General features: G+C 68.9%; 16 protein-coding genes. 13 read left to right on the forward strand and 3 right to left on the reverse strand.

Annotated elements, in window-relative coordinates:
• Window positions 1-209: 209 nt before the first annotated feature.
• The 8 genes from AB8M85_RS00590 (at window position 210) to AB8M85_RS00625 (ending at window position 10,689) form a co-directional block, all read left to right on the forward strand.
• Window positions 210-1,628, forward strand: a complete 1,419-nt coding sequence (locus AB8M85_RS00590) for a dicarboxylate/amino acid:cation symporter (RefSeq protein WP_372696835.1) — start codon at window positions 210-212, stop codon at window positions 1,626-1,628.
• A gap of 136 nt (window positions 1,629-1,764) precedes the next feature.
• Entirely contained in the window at window positions 1,765-2,439 is a 675-nt protein-coding gene (locus AB8M85_RS00595; protein ID WP_372696836.1) for a TetR family transcriptional regulator, read from the forward strand.
• Window positions 2,440-2,443: 4 nt separating this feature from the next.
• Entirely contained in the window at window positions 2,444-5,929 is a 3,486-nt protein-coding gene (locus AB8M85_RS00600; protein ID WP_372696837.1) for an MMPL family transporter, read from the forward strand.
• A gap of 4 nt (window positions 5,930-5,933) precedes the next feature.
• Window positions 5,934-6,647 (forward strand): nucleoside triphosphate pyrophosphatase, encoded by a 714-nt coding sequence (locus tag AB8M85_RS00605; protein ID WP_372696839.1) that lies wholly within the window; start codon window positions 5,934-5,936, stop codon window positions 6,645-6,647.
• 527 nt (window positions 6,648-7,174) lie between these two features.
• A complete protein-coding gene (locus AB8M85_RS00610; protein WP_372696840.1) occupies window positions 7,175-7,525 on the forward strand; it encodes a hypothetical protein in 351 nt (116 codons plus the stop codon).
• Between the two features lie 277 nt (window positions 7,526-7,802).
• Window positions 7,803-8,471, forward strand: coding sequence for a hypothetical protein (locus AB8M85_RS00615; RefSeq protein WP_372696841.1), 669 nt, complete (start codon window positions 7,803-7,805; stop codon window positions 8,469-8,471).
• On the forward strand, window positions 8,468-8,815 hold the full coding sequence (locus AB8M85_RS00620; protein WP_372696842.1) for a winged helix-turn-helix domain-containing protein: 348 nt from the start codon (window positions 8,468-8,470) through the stop codon (window positions 8,813-8,815). Before AB8M85_RS00615 ends, AB8M85_RS00620 begins: the two co-directional genes overlap by 4 nt.
• Window positions 8,816-8,925: 110 nt before the next feature.
• Window positions 8,926-10,689 carry a biotin carboxylase N-terminal domain-containing protein gene (locus tag AB8M85_RS00625; RefSeq protein WP_372696843.1) on the forward strand — a complete coding sequence of 588 codons (1,764 nt, stop codon included), beginning with the start codon at window positions 8,926-8,928 and terminating at the stop codon, window positions 10,687-10,689.
• 70 nt (window positions 10,690-10,759) lie between these two features.
• Here the strand turns inward: AB8M85_RS00625 and AB8M85_RS00630 are convergent, their stop codons facing one another.
• Window positions 10,760-12,157, reverse strand: a complete 1,398-nt coding sequence (locus AB8M85_RS00630; RefSeq protein WP_372696844.1) for an MFS transporter — start codon at window positions 12,155-12,157, stop codon at window positions 10,760-10,762.
• A 205-nt stretch (window positions 12,158-12,362) separates the two neighbouring features.
• Window positions 12,363-13,766, reverse strand: coding sequence for an NAD(P)H-quinone dehydrogenase (locus tag AB8M85_RS00635; RefSeq protein WP_372696845.1), 1,404 nt, complete (start codon window positions 13,764-13,766; stop codon window positions 12,363-12,365).
• Between the two features lie 84 nt (window positions 13,767-13,850).
• Between AB8M85_RS00635 and AB8M85_RS00640 the strand changes: the two genes are divergently transcribed.
• The 5 genes from AB8M85_RS00640 (at window position 13,851) to AB8M85_RS00660 (ending at window position 18,212) form a co-directional block, all read left to right on the forward strand.
• A complete protein-coding gene (locus tag AB8M85_RS00640; protein ID WP_372696846.1) occupies window positions 13,851-14,660 on the forward strand; it encodes a purine-nucleoside phosphorylase in 810 nt (269 codons plus the stop codon).
• A gap of 46 nt (window positions 14,661-14,706) precedes the next feature.
• On the forward strand, window positions 14,707-16,479 hold the full coding sequence (locus tag AB8M85_RS00645) for a phospho-sugar mutase (RefSeq protein WP_372696847.1): 1,773 nt from the start codon (window positions 14,707-14,709) through the stop codon (window positions 16,477-16,479).
• Between the two features lie 61 nt (window positions 16,480-16,540).
• Entirely contained in the window at window positions 16,541-17,227 is a 687-nt protein-coding gene (gene deoC / locus AB8M85_RS00650) for a deoxyribose-phosphate aldolase (RefSeq protein WP_372696848.1), read from the forward strand.
• A 50-nt stretch (window positions 17,228-17,277) separates the two neighbouring features.
• Window positions 17,278-17,538, forward strand: coding sequence for a hypothetical protein (locus tag AB8M85_RS00655; RefSeq protein WP_372696849.1), 261 nt, complete (start codon window positions 17,278-17,280; stop codon window positions 17,536-17,538).
• 230 nt (window positions 17,539-17,768) lie between these two features.
• The gene (locus AB8M85_RS00660; protein ID WP_372696850.1) at window positions 17,769-18,212 is read left to right on the forward strand and encodes a hypothetical protein; all 444 of its coding nucleotides are present in this window, start codon (window positions 17,769-17,771) and stop codon (window positions 18,210-18,212) included.
• A 97-nt stretch (window positions 18,213-18,309) separates the two neighbouring features.
• On the opposite strand, the gene AB8M85_RS00665 is transcribed toward AB8M85_RS00660, so the two are convergent.
• Window positions 18,310-19,821, reverse strand: a complete 1,512-nt coding sequence (locus AB8M85_RS00665; protein WP_372696851.1) for a peptide MFS transporter — start codon at window positions 19,819-19,821, stop codon at window positions 18,310-18,312.
• Window positions 19,822-19,855: the final 34 nt, after the last annotated feature.

Genomic DNA, 19,855 nt, shown 5'->3' on the forward strand with positions numbered 1-19,855 from the left:
GGATCCAACGCGATCACGGAGGCACCGGCGTCGTATTATTTCGGGAACCCCTGTGTGGCATTCGCCATAGGGCAATCGGGAATGAACCGGCGGATCCCTTGTGCCACGCGGGATCGACGGCAGCGCCCGTCGACCGGCCCCATCGCCCCCGCGTCATAAAGCGCAACAAGGACTCCCCCGGGTGTAAGTTTCCGCCCTACCGTCGTCCGGTGAGCACATCAACTGCACCCCACCGCACCTTTCCCCGCTGGGTGACCTCCTTCGGCCCGCAGATCATCGCCGGCCTGGTCCTCGGCGTCATCCTCGGCCTGGTCGCCAAGTACACCGGCAGCACCGAGGACGCCCCCAACGCGCTCGGTGCCACCCTGGACACCATCGGCTCCAGCTACGTGGCCCTGCTGCGCACCGCAGTGATCCCGCTGATTTTCTTCGCCGTCGTGGCCTCGATCGCCAACCTGGCCCAGGTCACCAACGCGGCCCGGCTGGCCTGGCGGACCATCGTCTGGTTCGCCATCACGGCCCTGATCGCCGTCCTGATTGGCATGGGCCTGGGCACCGTGTTCCAGCCCGGTGCCAACACCGGGCAGACCGCCCCGCCGGAATACGACGGCAAGACAGGAGACTGGTGGGCCTTCCTCACCGGCCTGATCCCCACCAACTTCCTGGGGCTGCAGACCAGCTCCAAGGTCGCCGAGACCGGCGACGTGAGCACCTCGGTCAGCTTCAACGTCCTGCAGATCCTGGTCATCGCCATCGCCGTGGGCATCGCCGCCCTGAAGATCGGTTCCGCGGCGAAGCCGTTCCTGGATCTGAGCGCCTCGCTGCTGTCCATCATCCAGAAGATCCTGTGGTGGATCATCCGCCTGGCCCCGCTGGGCACCGTCGGGCTCATCGGCAACGCGACCGCGTCCTATGGCTGGGACACCATGGGCGCGCTGGGCAAGTTCGTCGTGGCGATCTACGTCGGGTTGGCGATCGTGCTCTTCGGGGTCTACCCGATCCTGGTCCGCGCCCACGGCCTGAACGTGCGCTCCTATTTCTCCGGTGTCTGGCCCGCAGTCCAGCTGGGCTTCGTCTCCCGCTCCTCGATCGGCACGCTGCCGTTGACCCAGCGCGTGACCGAGCGCAACCTCGGCGTCCCCCGCGGCTACGCCTCCTTCGCGGTGCCGCTGGGCGCGACGACCAAGATGGACGGCTGCGCCGCCATCTACCCGGCCGTGGCCGCGATCTTCGTCGCCCAGTTCTTCGGCATCCAGCTCGACGCCACCCAGTACATCCTCATCGCGATCGTCTCCGTCCTCGGCTCGGCCGCGACGGCCGGGACCACCGGTGCCGTGGTGATGCTGACCCTGACCCTGTCCACGCTGGGTCTTCCGCTGGCCGGCGTCGGTCTGCTGTTGGCCGTGGACCCGATCATCGACATGGGCCGCACGGCGCTGAACGTCGCCGGCCAGGCACTGGTCCCGACGATCGTCGCCAAGCGCGAGGGCATCCTGGACCTGGAGCTCTACAACGCCCCACGCAATGGCAACCCGTTCGCGGACGAGTTCGCCGCTGCCCAGGACGAGGCGGCCGCCGACGACGCCGCCGCGGCCACCGGGGACGCCGCGGTACCCGCCGCACGGTAGCCGCCGCACGGTAGCAACGCACCATCCCGCCCGCACCGGGCCCGGTTCGGCATGAACCGGGCCCGGTGTTCTGCGTGCGGAAGGCCACTCTCCCGCAATTTGCACAGGGTGCAAACTTGCACGTAGTGTAATCAGCGTGAGTGCCTCCCTGAACATGCCCCCGCCTGCGGCGAGCGCGCCATCGCGCCGCGAAATCAACAAGACCGCCACGCGCCAGGCGATCATCGACGCCGCCCTGGCAGTGCTGCGCACCGATGGGCTCGAGGCAGTCACCGCCGACCGCGTGGCCGAGGCCGCTGGCGTCTCGCGCCGCACGTTCTTCAACTACTTCTCCACGCTCGAATCCGCATTGAACGGGCCCACGGAGGCCTTCGTGGAGCACGTGCTGCGGATCTTCGAAACCCAGCCCCGCGACCTGCCGATCATGTCGGCCGCCGTCAACGCCCTCAACGCCCTCGCCGACCGCAGCCTGCTGGCCCCCGTCGCCGAACTCGCTGCCGCAGCCCACTCCAGCCCGCAGCTGGACCGCCTCCAGCTGGAGGCGTGGAACGACTGCGCCGCCCGCCTGGTCGAGGCCATCGCCGCCCGCCTTCCCGGGTCGGACCCCCTCACCGTGTCCGTCTTCGCCAATTCGATCATCGGTGCCGGCCGCGCGGCCTTCGAACACTGGATCCAGACCGCAGACGGCGACCTGTCCGATGCCTCGCTCGCCCGCCTGCAACGACACCTCACCACCGCGCTGGCCCAGCTGCGCGACGGCTTCCCCACCCTGAACGTCCCGGCCGCATCGGCCCCCATCCGAGAGGCCTGAACCCATGGCCACCTTCCTCTACAAGCTCGGCCGCCTGGCCTACCGCCGCCGCTGGATCTTCGTGTCCATCTGGGCGGTCGTCCTGCTGGCCATTGGCCTGTCCGCCGGCGCCTTCATGGGCAAGCTGACCAACAGCTTCTCCATCCCCGGCACCGAGACCCAGCGCGCCCTGGACAAGCTCAAGGCCGAGATGCCCGAGTTTTCCGGCGGCAGCGGCTCGATCGTCTACCAGACCTCGGACGGGCAACGCTTCACCACGGCCCAGAAGAAGGCCATCGGCGACGCGCTCGAGAACCTCGAGGACCTCGACGACGTCCGCCAGGCGTCCAACCCCTTCACCACCCAGGACCAGCTCGACGACGCCGCCGTCCAGGTCAAGAAGGCCAACCAGAAGCTCACCGACGGGCGGAAGAAGCTCGAAGACGGCAAGCAGCAGCTGGCCGACGGCAAGGAACAGATCGCCGAGAACAAGCAGAAGATCGCCGACGGCCGGGCCGAGTTGAAAAAGGCCCAGGCCAAGATCGACGACGGCCGCGCCCAGCTCGCCGACGGCAAGGCCGAACTCGCCCAGGGCAAGCAGAAGCTGGTGGCACCCCGTGCCAAGCTCGCCAACGGCCGCCAGAAGCTGCAGGCCGCCAAGGCGCAGCTGGCCCAGGGGCAACAGCAATACGACAACGGTGCCGCCAAGCTGGCTTCCGGCAAGTCGCAGCTCGCCCAGGCCGAAAAGGACCTGAAGGCCAATGAAGCCCAGATCTCCGAAGGACGCAAGCAGTATGAAGCGGGCGCCCAACAGCTGACCAAAAGCCTCGGTGTCGCGTCGCTCTCGCAGGTTCCCGCCGTCCTGGACGCCGCCCAAAAGGCCCTCGAGGACGACCCCGGCAATGCCAAGATGACGCAGAAGCAGATCGACGACTCGCGTGCCGCGCTCAAGCAGCTGAACGCCACGCAGAAGTCGCTCGATTCGAACGCGGCGAAGCTGCAGGCCGGGGAGCAGCAGCTCGCCGACCAGAAGCAGGAGCTGGCCGCAGGCGAAAAGAAGCTCAAGGCCTCGAAGAAGAAGCTCGACGCCGGCTGGGCGAGGATCGCCGCCAGCCAGGAAACGCTCGACGACGGCGCCGCGCAGCTCGCCGCCGGCCAGGCCAAGGTCACCGCCGGCGAGCGCGAGATCGCGGCGAACCAGGCCAAGCTGGACGCCGGGCAGCAGGAGATCGACGAGAACACCGCCAAGCTCGACGCCGGGGAAAAGAAGCTCAAGGCCGAGGAGGCCAAGCTCCCGGCGGCCGAGAAGGAACTCGAGGAAGCCCAGCAGAAGCTCGAGGACGGGCAGCATGACCTTGCCCTCGGCGAGCGCAAGGCCCAGTCAACCCAGGGCATGCGCTTCGTGTCGGAGGACGGCACGACCGCGGCGGTCAATGTCAGCTTCACCGGTTCGGCCGATGCCCTGACCCCCGAGGTGCGCGACCAGATCAAGGACATCGCCAACGCGGCGACCTCCAGTGGCGTGGACACCTACTTCTCCAAGGAGATCGTCCAGGACATCTCCTCCATCTTCGGGGCAGCCGAGATCATCGGCCTGGTGATTGCCGCCGTCGTGCTCATGGTCATGCTCGGCACATTCGTCGCCGCCGGGTTGCCGCTGCTCATGGCCGTCCTCGGCGTGGGCGCGGGCGTGGGCGGGACGCTGGCCCTGTCGAGCGTGATCGAGATGGCCTCCATCACCCCGGCGTTGGCCTTGATGCTCGGATTGGCGGTGGGCATCGACTACTCGCTGTTCATCGTGCACCGGCACCGCCGCCAGCTGCTGGATGGCATGGGGATGGAGGAGTCCATCGGGCGGGCCACCGGAACCAGCGGCAACGCCGTGGTCTTCGCGGGCCTGACGGTGATCATCGCCTTGTCCGCACTCGCCGTCCCCGCCCTGCCGTTCCTGTCCGTGCTGGGCCTCTCGGCGGCCTTCACGGTGGCCATGGCCGTGCTGATCGCGATCTCCCTGACCCCGGCGCTGCTGGGCATCATCGGCACCCGGCTGGTCAGCAAGCGGGCCTGGCGCAAGGCAGCGGCGGATTCCGCCGCGCAGACCTCCGCCGGTGCCACGGCAGGCCACGCCGACGCGGACACCGATTCGACGGCCCACCCCAATGCCGCGGGCAACCGCGGGTGGGGCGCCTTCGTGACCAAGCGTCCCGTGCTCATGGGTGTGGTCGGCGTCCTCCTCCTGGGGCTCATGGCGTTGCCTGCCCTGCAGCTGCGCACGGCCCTGCCCGACGGCAGCGCCGAACCGGTGGATTCGAGCGCCCACCAGGCCTACGATCTGCTCAGCGAGAAGTTCGGCGCCGGCTACAACGGCCCGATCATCGCCCTGGCGGATCTGCCGGCCGGTCTGGACGCCGAGGAGGCGGAGATCAAGACGCTCGACATCGCCGACGAGCTGCGCGGGATCGACGGCGTCGTCGCCGCGGTGCCGGTGGGCACCAACGACGAGCACACGCTCGGGGTGCTGCAGATCGTCCCGCAGGACGGCCCGGCCAGCCAGGAGACCGAGCAGGTCGTCACGGACATCCGCAACGCGACGCCGCAGATCGAGGCGGAGACCGGTTCCCACCTGGCGCTGACCGGGCAGGTGACCGCGCAGATCGACGTGTCCGAGCGCCTGGCGGAGGTCCTGCCCCTCTACCTGGGCATCGTCGTCGGACTCTCCCTGGTGTTGCTGTTGCTGGTGTTCCGCTCGATCGTGGTGCCCCTGCTGGCCACCGTGGGCTTCCTGCTCTCGCTGGTCGCCGCGTTTGGCGCCACGGTCGCGGTCTACCAGTGGGGTTGGCTCTCTACGGTGTTCGGCGTCGAGACGCCCGGCCCGATCATGAGCTTCCTGCCCATCCTGCTGACCGGCATCCTGTTCGGCCTGGCGATGGACTACCAGGTGTTCCTGGTCTCGGGCATGCGCGAATCGTTCGCTCACGGCCAGCACGCCAAGGCGGCCGTCCGTTCCGGGTTTGCGCATTCGGCACCGGTGGTCACCGCCGCCGCGCTGATCATGACCAGCGTGTTCGCCGGCTTCATCTTCTCCCACCTGACGATGATCCGCGCCATCGGCTTCTCGTTGGCCATCGGCGTGGTGCTCGACGCCTTCGTGGTCCGCATGACCATCACGCCCGCGATCATGCACCTGCTCGGCCGCCACGCCTGGTACATCCCGAAGTGGCTGGACCGGATCCTGCCCGATGTCGACGTCGAGGGATCGAAGATCGCCGCCCTGTCCGGCGGCGGTACCGCAGGCGGCGCGACGGGTGGTTCCACGGGCGGTTCCGGCCCCGAGGCCGGTGGCCCGGACGGCACCGGGGGAAACGGTGACGGCGGATCCGGCGACGGGTCCACCGGCAGCGGGACCACACCGCGCCATGCCGATCAGGATGCCACCGCCGAATCCCCCAACGACTGGTTCCCGTTCGGCGATGCACACAATCCCGACGAGCGGCAGGACGCACTACGGTAGAGCCATGAGCACCTTTGACCCCTCGCCCCTGGCCATCAACGCGGATCTGGCCGCCTCCTCCCCCGACGAGGAGCAACCGCTGCTGGTGCTGGCCTCCCAGTCACCGGGGCGGGCCAGGATCCTGGCGGACGCGGGCATCGGGTTCGAGGCCATCGTCTCGGATGTGGACGAGGACGCAGCCGTCGCCGAGGCCACCGAGCGCCTCGGCGGCGAGCTGGACTCGGCCTCCATGGCCTTGCTGCTGGCCCGCACCAAAGCCGAGGCCGTCGCGGCCCTCGATGCCGCCGACGGAGCCGTGGTGCTCGGCTGCGACTCGGTGTTCGAGCTCGACGGCGTCTCCTACGGCAAGCCCTACACGCCCGAGGTCGCCATCGATCGGTGGCGAGCAATGCGCGGACGCACCGGCGTCCTGCACACCGGCCACTGGCTCGTCGACAACCGCAGCACCGATGAGGACGACGGCGGTACCGGAGCCACACTCGGTGCCGTCGCCTCCACGTCGGTCAGCTTCGCCGACGTGGCCGACGAGGAGATCGAGGCCTATGTGGCTACGGGCGAACCCCTCCCCTGCGCCGGCGCCTTCACCATCGACGGCCGCGGCGCGGCGTTCATCACGGGCATCGACGGCGACCCGCATGCGGTGGTCGGCCTGTCGGTAAATACATTGCGCGCCTTGCTGGCCTCCGCGGAGCTGTCCATTACCGACCTCTGGGACTGAGAGCACCGCACCCCGTCGATTCTGGCGCCGCATCGAATGCGTGCGCCGGGTACAGCTGTCGTCCACCGTGTTTGACCATTCGGTCCAAATCCTGTGGACATTCCCGCTGGCACGTGCTCGCATGATGCCATGCGGCCTTCGGCGCGGGACAAGCGGATCCGGATCGCTGCCGGATGGATCATCATTGCCTTATCGGTTCTGCCAGTGGCTTTGCCACTCCTGGCCGGTCGCTTCCAATGGAACCCTGCCTCACTCGCCATCCTTGGATGTCAGGTGCTGATGGGGCTGGGCGCCGGTCTCTATCTTGCCCTCGGCCGGGGCAAGGCAGGCACCTTGGTAATGGTCCGGGGCCGGTGGAGACGCTTCGCGTTGCCGACCCTTGCCGTCGTCGGTATTGCCGCCATGGTCTGAGGCTTCTTGGCCGGTCCAGAAGCCACCGTGGCGGCCGCAACCTGGCCGCTCATGATGGCCATGTGGATCCTAGGCCAATTCCGGTCCAATTCCCGGCGCTTCCAGCACACGGAGCAGTGGATCACCGCGTTGCCCCCGAAACTGCCCTGCATGCAGTTGTTCGATCGTTCAGTCAGCCGGGGCTGCGCACAAGGTCGGTCGAGCGCGACGTGTGGGTCGAGATCGGAAGGAACTGGACTGGCGGTGCCTGGTTCCATGGTTCTGCCGCCAATCATCTCAAGACCACGACCGAGGTGCATTTCCACATCGATGACGCCAATGGCCGAACCCGCATCACGGCGCATAGCGGTGACCGGACCGTCATGGGCATGTACGACGTCCTGAAACTCTCCGACGAGATGAGCGCGACCGCCGTGGTTTTGGCTCGGGAGGTCACGCCCCCTCTGCACGAGGGACCGCATTCCTGAATAGCTTTCCTCCGGGGACCAACCTCCTCCGAAGGACAGAGCGCGAGGAGCAGGTGGATTACCGACGTGCGGTTCCCTGCGGCAATGCATGCCCCATCGCACGCGGCGTAGGCGGGAACTGTCGAGCAGGATACATCCCCGAACAATGACATCGGACCTGCATATTGCAATGGATCCGTGCACGTTTCAGAAAGTACTTGCAATAACGGAAAGTACTTTCTAGGCTCTAGGTAGAGGTCCTCCCCGGCCTCGTCCACATCGACCACGGGAGCCATTCATGAACTCGCCCCAGCAGTCCGGACAGCGTTACACCTGGATCGGTTACGCGGCCGGCATCGTGTGCATGACGGCGCTGTTCATCGCCGGCCTGGCCACGGGAAAACCCCAGCTCGCCGTGATGGCCGGCACGCTCGCCGCCCTCCTCGGCACCATCTGGGCCTCGGCGGCGGCCGCGCGGAAGGCGGCCGTCCAGCGGACCACTCGAGCGGAGCCCGTGGCAGCCACGGCAACCACTCCAGTCCGTCCTTCGCCGCAGGCAGCGCACGACCTCCTGCAGGAGGCGAGCCGCCTGGAGTCGGCTTCGCGCGCGGGGGCCGGCTGGCCGCACATCACCATGCTGCTCGGCCTGGGGGCCATCACCTCGCTGAGCATGCTGTCCTTCTGGTTCGTCGCCCGCTACGACGAGTCCCTGGTCGCGCTGCCAATGATCGCCATGCTCGTCTGGCTGGGGATCTTCATGGCCTTCATGTTCGCCTTCGGCCGCTCCACCAAACGCGGTTTCGGACGCCGGTGGATGACGTTCATGATGATTTGGGCCGGCCTGTGGGTGGTCGGCATCGTGCTCAGCAGCACCCTGTTCGCCGGCGAGCTGTGGTTCACCCTGCTGATCGCCACGGCAATCACCGTCAACTCGGTCACCGGCGCCTGGCTCGAGGCCCGGAAATGACGGGCAGGAATTCGGGCCAGGAAGACCACGACGAGCATCCGCGCCTGAAGCTCTCGGACCAGTTGTCCCATCCCGTGCGCTTTTCGCTCGTCGCCGCCATCGCCGGAACCGAGGAATCCGAATTCGCCGTCGTCCGCGATCACCTGCAGGTCAGCGACTCCGTCCTCAGCCGGCAGGCCTCCCAGCTCGAGGCCGCTGGCATCGTCAGGATCCGCAAGGGGTTCGTGGGCAAGCGCCCGCGCACCTGGTTCGCGTTGACCCCGGCGGGCCGCACGGCGTGGGAACAGCATCTGGGGGCCCTGCGCGAGATCGCCAACGAATCCCTGCCGGCGTCGGATTTGTAGGACTTCTACAAAATTCGACGACGGACTCCCGGGGACCGGCGTGGAATTACGTGCACAACCAACAAGCGCGGGTAGGCTCCAAACAGCAACGTGAAGGAGTTCCATCTGCCATGCCCCAACTGACCAAGGTCCTCATCGCCAACCGTGGCGAGATCGCCGTCCGCGTCATCCGCGCGGCCCGTGACGAGGGCATCGCCTCCGTCGCCGTCTATGCAGAGCCCGACCGCGAGGCGCTGCACGTGCGGCTGGCCGACGAAGCCTACGCCCTCGGTGGCCAGAGCGCGGCGGAGTCCTATCTGGTCATGGACAAGATCCTCGAGGCGGCCGCCGCCTCGGGCGCCGATGCCGTCCACCCCGGCTACGGTTTCCTCTCTGAGAATGCCGAATTCGCCCAGCGCGTCATCGATGCCGGACTGACCTGGATCGGGCCTTCCCCCCACGCCATCGCACAACTCGGCGATAAGGTCCAGGCGCGGCACATCGCCACCAAGGTCGGCGCGCCCCTGGTGCCCGGGACGAAGGAACCGGTGCGGTCTACGCAGGAAGTCCTCGAATTCGCGGACCAGCACGGCCTGCCCCTGGCCATCAAGGCGGCCTATGGTGGTGGCGGTCGGGGCATCAAGGTCGTCCGGAACCGCGAGGAGATCCCCGAACTCTACGAGTCCGCAGTCCGAGAGGCGACCGCTGCCTTCGGCCGCGGCGAATGCTTCATCGAACGCTTCCTGGACTCCCCCCGCCATGTCGAGACCCAGTGCCTGGCCGACTCACAGGGCAACGTCGTGGTCATCTCCACGCGCGACTGCTCCCTGCAACGCCGCAACCAGAAGCTCGTCGAAGAGGCCCCGGCCCCCTTCCTCGACGAGGACCAGGTCGCCCGGCTGTATGAATCCTCCAAGGCCATCCTGCGCGAAGCCGGCTACGTCGGCGCGGGGACCTGCGAGTTCCTGGTCGGCACGGACGGCGTCATCTCCTTCCTCGAGGTCAACACCCGCTTGCAGGTCGAGCACACCGTCTCCGAAGAGGTCTCGGGCATCGACCTGGTGCGCGAGCAGTTCCGCATCGCCCGCGGCGAGGCGCTCGGCTACGGAGACCCCGAGCTGCGCGGCCACTCGTTCGAGTTCCGCATCAATGGCGAGGACGCCGGCCGCGGCTTCATGCCGGCGCCGGGCAGCATTTCCACGCTGCGTCTGCCCACGGGCCCCGGCGTCCGCGTCGATTCCGGCGTCGAACAAGGCGAATCGGTTTCCGGGAACTTCGATTCGATGATCGCCAAGCTCATCATCACCGGAGCCACGCGCGACCAGGCGGCGACCCGGGCCCGCCGTGCCCTGGACGAGATGGCCATCGAGGGCATGCCGACCGTCCTGCCGTTCCACCGCGCCGTGATGGCCGATCCGGCCTTCGTCCCTACCTCCGGCCCCTTCCTCGTCCACACTCGGTGGATCGAGACGGAGTTCGAGAACACCATCGAACCGTGGACGCCGACCGGTGCCACCGCCGAGGCCGCCGAGGAGCGTCAGTCGGTGACCGTCGAGGTCGGCGGCAAGCGGCTCGAGGTCGTCCTGCCCGCAGGTTTGGGCGCGGTGGCCAGTGGCGGCAAGAACGGCAAGTCCAAGCGCAAGCGCGCCAACCGGTCCAGCTCCGGTGGGGCAGCTACCGGCGACAGCCTCACCTCACCGATGCAGGGAACCATCGTCAAGGTCGCCGTGGCCGACGGCGACATCGTGGCCGAAGGCGACCTCGTCGTCGTCCTGGAGGCGATGAAGATGGAGCAGCCGCTCACCGCCCACCGCGCCGGCACCATCTCCGGGCTCACCGCCGTTGCCGGCGACACCGTCTCCGCAGGTGCGATCCTCGCCAGCATCCAGGACTAACCACCAGCCGGAACGACGACGGCCTGCCACCCCTGTGCGGGGCGGCAGGCCGTTGTGCGTGGCGAAGCGGTCAGGCGAGGTTGTTCTCGAAGTCCTGGTCGCGGGTCTCGCGGGTCATCAGCAGCGCGATGATCGTCAGTGCCGCGGCGGCGGCCAGGTAGACGCCCACCCACACGGTGTTTCCTCCCCCGGCCTGCCACAGGGCAATGGCCACGAAGGATGCCGGTGCGGCACCAATCACCGACGAGAGGTTGTACGCCACCGCGGATCCGGTGTAGCGCACGTTGGCCGGGAAGAGCTCGGGCAGGTAAGCGGCCATCGGACCGAACGTCAGGCCCATCAGGGACAGCCCGATGATCAGTCCGACCATGGCGGCACCGGTCCCGGGGCCGAACATCAGGGTCCAGGTGGCACCGAAGAGCAGGATCAGCACTGAGACGCCGAGCAGGAACTTGCGGCGGCCGAACTTCTCGGCCAGCGGTCCGGAAATGACGGTGAAGATGCCGAAGAACACGACGCCGACGATCAGCATCCAGAGGAACTCGGTGCGCGGTACGCCCAGGCCCGGGACGAAGGCCGCCTCGGCAGCGGCGTCGAACACCTTGCCCTTGGCCTCGGCGGCGGCGCGGGCCTGGTCCACGGTCGCCGCGGCGGTGCCGTAGGTCAGCGTGAAGGAGGTCATCAGGTAGAACAGCACGTAGGTGGCGAACATGATGATCGTGCCGGCCAGGACGGGGCGCCAGTGGAAGCGGAACGTCTGCTTGACCGGGGACTTCACGACCTTTTCCTGCTTGAGGACGTTCTGGAAGGAGATCGACTCGACCAGCTTCAGGCGGACGTAGATGCCCACGGCCACGAGCACGGCGGAGAGGATGAACGGCACGCGCCAGCCCCACTGCTGGAACTGCTCTGGGCTCAGGCCCAGCTGGAGGCCCACGAAGACGAGGTTGGCGATGATGAAGCCGATCGGCGCGCCCAGCTGCGGGAACGTGCCATAGATGGCCCGCTTGTTCTTCGGGGCGTTCTCGGTGGCCAGCAGGGCCGCGCCGGACCATTCGCCACCGAGGGCCAGGCCCTGGGCGAAGCGCAGCAGCACCAGCAGCAGCGGCGCCAGGACCACGAAGCCGCCGGTGGCAGCCGGAAGGAAGCCGATCAGGAACGTGGCGATGCCCATGGTCAGCAGCGAGGCGACCAGGGTGCCCTTGCGCCCGATCTTGTCTCCGAAGTGCCCGAAAACCACGGACCCGAGGGGACGGGCGACGAAGGCGACGCCGAAGATCGCGAACGAGCTGAGGATCGCGTTGATGTTGGTGGCGTTGGGGAAGAACAACGCCGGGAAGACCAGGACCGATGCCGTGGCATACGCGTAGAAGTCGTAGAACTCGACGGTGGTGCCGATCATGCTGGAGAAGATCACGCGACCGCGCGTGTTCGCCTCCGGAGCGGCAGTGGTGGGCAGACTGGACACTATGGGGACACCTCTTGTGCGGGTTTGATCAATGCTTCGAGCAATACTAGAACTTTTGACCACTCGCCGGTGAATGTGTCCACATATTGGACCGCTCTGGCGGTCACACAGCGTCACGGACCGGTACCGGCAGCTCCCCGCCTCCGGAATACACCGGCGAGACGCGCCACCGCACCCCGCTTAGGCGCCGCTTCCGGTTACATCGCTATAGGTGCTTGTGCAGCCGGCGGGCCGCCTCGGACACCGATCCGGACAGCGACGGGTAGACGGTGAACGTCTGGGCCATGTCGTCGACGTGCAGGCGGTTCTGCACCGCGAGCGCGATCGGGTAGATCAGCTCAGAGGCGCGCGGGGCGACCACGACACCGCCGATCACCGTGCCGGAGCCGCTACGCGCGATGATCTTCACGAAGCCCTCCTTGACGTTCATCATCTTGGCGCGGGCGTTGGTCGCCAGGTCGAGCTTGAGGATGTCGCCCTGGTACTTGCCCTCCTTGACCTGCGCCTCGGTCACGCCGACCGTGGCGATCTCCGGGCTGGTGAAGATGTTCGAGGAGACCTCGTGGGTCTTCAGCGGACGCACGCCGTCGCCCATCAGGTGGGCGATCGCGATGCGGCCCTGCATGGCGGCCACGGACGCCAGCGCAAAGACGCCAGTGCAGTCGCCGGCAGCGTAGACGTTCGGGGCCGTGGTGCGCGAGACACCGTCGACCTTGATGTGGCCGGACTCGGAGAGCTCGATGCCGGCTTCCTCCAGGCCGATGCCCGCGGTGTTCGGGATGCCGCCGACGGCCACCAGGCAGTGGCTGCCGTCCAGGGTCCGTCCGTCGGAGAGCGTGACGCGCACCCCGTCCGCGGTCCGGTCCACGGACTGGGCACGCGACTTGGCCACGACCTCCAGGCCGTTGGCCTCGAACGCATCCTCCAGCACGGCGGCGGCGTCCGCGTCCTCGCCCGGGAGCACGCGGTCGCGGGAGGACACCAGGGTCACGCGGGTCCCGAGCATGTTGTAGGCGGAGGCGAACTCGGCGCCGGTCACCCCGGAACCGACCACGATCAGGTGCTCGGGGATCTCCTGGAGGTTGTAGACCTGGGTCCAGGAGAAGATGCGTTCGCCGTCGGGCTTGGCCGTCGGCAGCTCACGGGCGTGGGCACCCAGGGCGAGCAGGATGGCGTCGGCCTCCATGGTCTCCTCGCCGCCGTCGTTTCCGGTGACGGCGATGTGGCGGTTGTCGAGCAGACGGCCCTCTCCGAGGACGACGCGCACGCCGGCGCGTTCCAGGCCGATGCGGATGTCGGCCGACTGTTCGCGGGCGAGCTCCATGAGGCGGGCGTTGACGACGCTGAGGTCTGCACTGGCATCGGCTTTGCCCTCGACGGTCACGCCGAATGACTGGGCGCCGCTGACGCGGCGCATGGCGTCGGCGGTGGCGATCAGCGTCTTGGAGGGCACGACGTCGGTCAGGACCGCGGAACCACCCATGCCCTGGCGCTCGACGATGGTCACGTCGGCCCCGAGTTGCGCGGCGACGATCGCGGCTTCGTAGCCGCCGGGACCGCCACCGAGGATGATCAACCGCTGGGACGTTTTGCTTTGTTCTACGCTCACGTCAGCCCATTCTCCACTACCTGCCCGTAACTTGCACGCCCGCGCCGGTACCGGGCATTGGCCATCCAACGGTAGGTTAGTGCCGTGAGCGAATCCAACGATGAACCCTTCCAGCTGGCCGCCGAGGCAGCCGCCGCCATTGCCGGTCAGACCGGCGTCGAATCCCATGACATCGCACTGGTCCTGGGCTCCGGCTGGGGTGAGGCCGCCGAGCTGATCGGCGAGACCACCCATACCCTCGACGCGGCAACCATCCCCGGCTTCCACTCCTCCGCCGTCGTCGGGCACACCGGCACCATCCGCTCGATCCTGACCCCGGCCGGCCAACGCGTGCTGGTGCTCGGCGCGCGAACCCACTTCTACGAGGGCAGGGGCGTGCGCGCGGTCGTGCACGGGGTGCGCACCGCAGCGGCGGCCGGCTGCTCCACCCTGGTGCTGACCAACGGGTGCGGTGGCCTCAACGAGGCCTGGGCGCCCGGGACCCCGGTGCTCATCAGCGACCACCTCAACCTCACGGCCACCTCCCCGCTCGAGGGGGCGACGTTCGTGGACCTGACCGACCTGTACTCGGCACGTCTGCGCGCCATCGCCCGCGAGGTCGACCCGGAGCTGGACGAGGGTGTGTACGCCCAGTTCACCGGTCCGCACTATGAGACCCCCGCCGAGGTCCAGTACGCACGGCGGATCGGCGCCGACCTGGTGGGCATGTCCACCGCGCTCGAGGCGATCGCCGCCCGCCACGCCGGCATGGAGGTCTTCGGGGTCTCCCTGGTGACCAACCTGGCCGCCGGCATCAGCCCCGTCCCGCTCAGCCACGCCGAGGTCATCGAGGCCGGGCAGGCCGCGGGACCGCGGATCTCGAAACTGCTGGCGGAGATCGTCGGACGCATCTGAACCGGTCCCCCGCCGATCCACCCCCGTCGTACCTCCCAGGAGCAGCATGAACCCCGCACCCGAGCCATCCGGAGACCTCTTCGCCCGCGCCGAAGCCTGGGCCGCCGAGGACCCGGACCCGGCCACGGCCACCGAACTGCGGGAACTGCTCGCCACCGACCGGGCGGACGACGCGGCTCGTGCCGAGCTCGCCGACCGGTTCGCCGGCACCCTGTCCTTCGGCACCGCCGGGCTGCGTGCGGCCCTGGGGGCGGGGCCGAACCGGATGAACCGGGTCGTCGTGCGGCACACCGCCGCCGGGCTGGCCCGGTACCTGCTCGACACCGCTGCCGGGGCCTACACGCCGCGGGCGGTCATCGGGTTCGACGCCCGCTACAACTCGGACATCTTCGCCGAGGAGACCGCCGCCGTCTTCACCGCCGCCGGCATCGAGGCGTTCCTGATGCCTTCCCGGCTGCCCACCCCGGTGCTGGCCTGGGCCGTGCGAGCGCTGGAATGCGAGGCGGGCGTCATGGTGACCGCCAGCCACAATCCGCCGCAGGACAACGGCTACAAGGTCTACCTCGGCGGCCAGGCCGTCACCGGTGCCGGGCAGGGCGCACAGATCGTCACCCCCCTGGACGCCGATATCGCCGAGCGGATCTCCGCCAGCGGACCGCTGTCCGGAATCGACCTGGCCGCCGACGGCTGGACGGTGCTACCCGGCGCCGGCGCACCCGGCGACGTGCAGGCCCGCTACCTGGAGGCCATTACCGCCCTGGTCCCGGCGGACGAGGCCGAACGCGGCCGCCGTGCCGGCCTGCGGATCGTGCTCACCCCGATGCACGGCGTCGGCGGGGACACGATGTCACGGGCCTTCTCCACTGCCGGCTTCCCCGACGTCCGGCTCGTGCCCGAGCAGGCCGAACCCGACCCGGACTTCCCCACCGTCGCGTTCCCCAACCCGGAGGAACCCGGCGCCATCGACCTCGCGCTCGCCCTGGCCCGGAAGTCGGACGCCGACCTGGTCATCGCCAACGACCCTGACGCGGACCGGTGCGCCGCGGCCGTCAACGACCCGGCCGCCGGCTGGCGGATGCTCACCGGCGACGAGGTCGGCGCGCTGCTGGGCGTCCACGTGGCGGCCCGGCTGGCCGGAACCGCCACCGCGTCGGCCGGATCCGCAACGCCTGCGGCCTCCCCCGTCTTCGCGAACTCGATCGTCTCCTCCCGCCTGCTGGCCCGCATCGCCGCCGACGCCGGCATCGCCCACGAGACCACGCTGACCGGCTTCAAGTGGATCTCCCGGGTGCCGGGGCTGGCCTTCGGCTACGAGGAGGCGCTGGGCTACTGCGTGGCGCCTGGGCTCGTGCGCGACAAGGACGGCATGTCCGCGGCCCTGCTGCTGGCAGAATTCGCCGCGGGGCTGAAGTCCACCGGCCGCACCCTGCTCGACGAGCTCGACGCCCTGGCCCTGGCCCACGGCCTGCACGCCACGGACCAGCTGTCCGTGCGCGTGGCCTCCCTCGTGGAGCTCGGCACACTGATGACCCGGCTGCGTTCGGAGGCACCGGCGTCGTTCTCCGGTTCCCCGGTCACCACGGCAGAGGACCTGGGCCGGGGGTCCGGGCAGCTCCCGCCGACCGATGCGATGCGGTACACCACCGCCGACGGCAGCCGGGTCATCGTGCGCCCCAGCGGCACCGAGCCCAAGCTGAAGTGCTACCTGGAGGTCATCGAACCGGTCGCCTCCCCCGACGACCTGCCCGCAGCCCGCCAGCGCGCCGGCGACCGGCTGGCCGGGGTGCGCGCCGACACCTGCACCGCGCTCGGCCTCTAGCGTCCCGGCCGCGGGCCAGCCTCCCGCGCCGACCCCCACCCCACCCACCTGAGAGGGAACCATGACCGACCCCACCGCAGCCACCATCGCCTCCTACATCGACCACACCCTGCTCAAGCCGGACGCCTCCCGCGAGGACGTGCTGGCCATCGCCGCCGAGGCCGCCAAGTACCGGTTCAAGTCGGTGTGCGTGAACCCGCTGTGGGTCTCCACCGTCGCCGGGGCCCTGCAGGGCTCGGGCGTGCTGACCTGCTCGGTGATCGGCTTCCCCTTCGGCGCGACCACCACGGCCGTGAAGTCGTTCGAGGCCGCCGGAGCCATCGCCGACGGCGCCAGCGAGATCGACATGGTCATCGACATCGCCGCAGCCCGCCGTGGGGACCGGGCGGCGCTGGTCGCCGACATCGGCGGCGTCGCCGCCCAGGTGCACGACGGCGGGGCCATCCTCAAGGTGATCATCGAGACCTCACTGCTCGACGACGAGGCGAAGGTCCTGGCCTGCCAGGCGGCGGTCGAGGCGGGCGCTGACTTCGTGAAGACCTCCACCGGCTTCGCCGGCGGCGGGGCGACCGTGCACGACGTGGAGCTGATGCGCCGCACCGTCGGTCCGGACCTCGGCGTGAAGGCCTCCGGCGGGGTGCGGTCGCTCGCGGACGCGCAGGCCATGATCGACGCCGGTGCCACGCGGCTCGGGGCCAGCTCGGGAGTTGCTATTGTAGAGGGTGAGCAGGGAACCGCCGGCTACTAGCGCGAGCGCGCACCACCGCCAGCCGGCGCAGGACAACAAGGAGAAACGCAGTGTACTCAGATGGCAAGAGCAAGGCCTATTCCGGCCAGGGCAACTTCGTGGGCAACTTCCTGGCCTTCGCGGTGTTCTTCATCCTGTTCCTGGGCTGCCTGTATGCGCTGAGCTTCTGGACGCTGGAGAACGCCTGGCTGCCCGGCATCTCTTGCTTCGTGCTGGCCCTGCTGGCGTTCGGCATCCCGCAGACCATCCTGGGCCGCTCCGATTCGCACCAGTCCGAGCGTCGTCCGGCCGCGCAGGTCGTCAAGAAGTAGCGCCCCCCCCACACACCGTCCACGGGTGCCCGCTGGTTCGTCCGGCGGGCACCCGTTTTCGTGCGTGCCCGTCCCGGCAGCGCCCCTACAGCCGCCACGGAAGCACCGCAGCGGCTGCCCGCGCCCGGTCGGAGCGTGGGCGACCAATGCACTGCGGGCCGGCGGCGGACACGTTAGTGTGGGATTCGGGTTCCACACCGGATCCCACGCTTGAGCAGAGGAGGAATGAAATGCGCATCTTCACATTTCTGGCCGGGGCAGCGGTGGGATACGTCCTCGGGGCCCGTGCCGGCCGCGACAAGTACGACCAGTTGCGCGACAAGGCCCAGGAGCTCTGGACCGACCCCCACACCCAGGAAAAGCTGAACGACGTCGGTTCCGCCCTCAAGGACAAGGCCCCCGACGTCGGCGCCGCGGCCGCATCGGCCGCCGGTACCGTGGCCGGGAAGGTCAAGGACACCGCGGCCAGCGCCACGCACCGCGCCACCGGCTCCAGCGACAGCGCCGACGACAGTACCGATGGCAAGGCGTCCTCGACGCTGAAATACACCCCGGACCACACCTCTGATCCGGCGCTCGGGTCGGCGGCCCGCCCGCAGGACGGCGGGCCCGACGGCACCGAATGGGCTGCCGAAGGCGGGGCCACGCCCTCGGGACCGGCCACCGGGAACTAAGCCCCCACCGGCCGCCAGGGGCGGGAGACCGTGCCTTGGCACCGGCCTCCCGCCCCTGCTCGTCTGCGGGGCCGGGACTCGGCCCGCGCCCCCGCCGTTAGATGCTCTCGTGCACCGCGTCGCTGCCGATGGCCTCGGGCGTGCGCATGCGCCGGGTGATGGCCGGACCCAGCAGCAGCATGGCGACCCCGAGGACCACGGCGGCCCCGCCGATGGCACCGAAGTAGGCGATCTCGTGGTCCGGCGAGTAGAACTGGACGATCTGCGCGCTGACGCCCTGGCCGGCCGCACTGGCGGCGAGCCAGTGTCCCATGGTCTGGTTTTGGAAGGCGGCCGGGGCCAGGCTGCTGGTCGCCGACATGCCGATGGGCGAGAGGCACATCTCGCCGATGGTGACCAGGGCGAAGCTTCCGGTGAGCCAGAGGGCCGGGGTCTGGCCCGCGCCCAACGCCGGGATGGTCAGCCAGAGGTAGGACCCGCCGGCGAAGGCCAGCCCAACGGCAAACTTCTGCGGCGTGGTGATGCGGTGGCCCAGCCGGGTCCAGACGGTCGCGAACACGGGGGTCAGGACGATCAGGACCGCCGAACCGATCGACTGGAACCAGGAGGACGGTATCGCGAATCCCCAGGCGTCGAGGTCGGTCCGGGTGTCGGCGTACGCGGCCAACATGCTGGCACCCTGTTCCTGGATGAGCCAGAAGAAGGCGGCCGCGATGAACAACGGGATGTAGGCCGTCAGGCGCGAGCGTTCGACGCCGGTGACCTTCGGGCTGCGCATCATGGTCGTGAAGTAGCAGACCGGCACGACCACGCAGACGATGCTGATCAGCGCCACGGCGCCGGTGAGTGTCAGGAGGCCGGTGATTCCCGCCAGCACCAGGGCCAGCAGGACCACACCGACGACCGCGCCGATGATGCCCACGCGCCGGCGGCCGGCGGCATCGAGCTGCAACGGGTTCGGGGCGCGGGAGCCGACGTCGTCCGGGTGCTTCCACCCCAGCACGTACTGGACCAGGCCGAAGAACATGCCTATGGCCGCGATGCTGAAGCCCAGGTGGTAGCTGACCTTCTGGCCGAGCGTGCCGACGATGTACGGGGCCAGGACCGCACCGACGCTGATGCCCATGTAGAAGATGCTGAAACCGGCGTCGCGGCGGCGGTCTTCGGGCGGGTACGGGCTTCCGACCGAGTTGGAGATGTTCGGCTTGAGCAGGCCGGTTCCCGAGACGATCAGCACCATGGAGGCCAGCAGCCCCGGCACCGCCAGCGGTAGGGCCAGAGCGATGTGCCCGGCCATGATCAGCACGCCGCCGCACAGCACCGTCTTGCGGGCGCCGAGCAATCGATCGGCCACCCAGCCGCCGGCAATGGCCGACAGGTAGATGGAGGCGCCGTAGGCGGACACGAGGGCGATCGCCGTGCTGTGGTCCATGCCCAGGCCGCCCTCGCTGACGCGGCCGTACATGTAGAACAGCAGGATCGCCTTCATGCCGTAGTACGAGAAGCGTTCCCACATCTCGGTGCCGAACAGGGTCAGCAGGGCGCGCGGGTGGCCGAAGAAGCCCTTCTGCGGGACGGTGGGGTAGGTCGGGGTGTTGGATGCGGGCACAAGTTCTCCCAGGGATGCGTCGTCGTGCAGGGGG

This window comes from Arthrobacter sp. JSM 101049 (genome assembly GCF_041679245.1).
Taxonomy (GTDB): domain Bacteria; phylum Actinomycetota; class Actinomycetes; order Actinomycetales; family Micrococcaceae; genus Arthrobacter_H.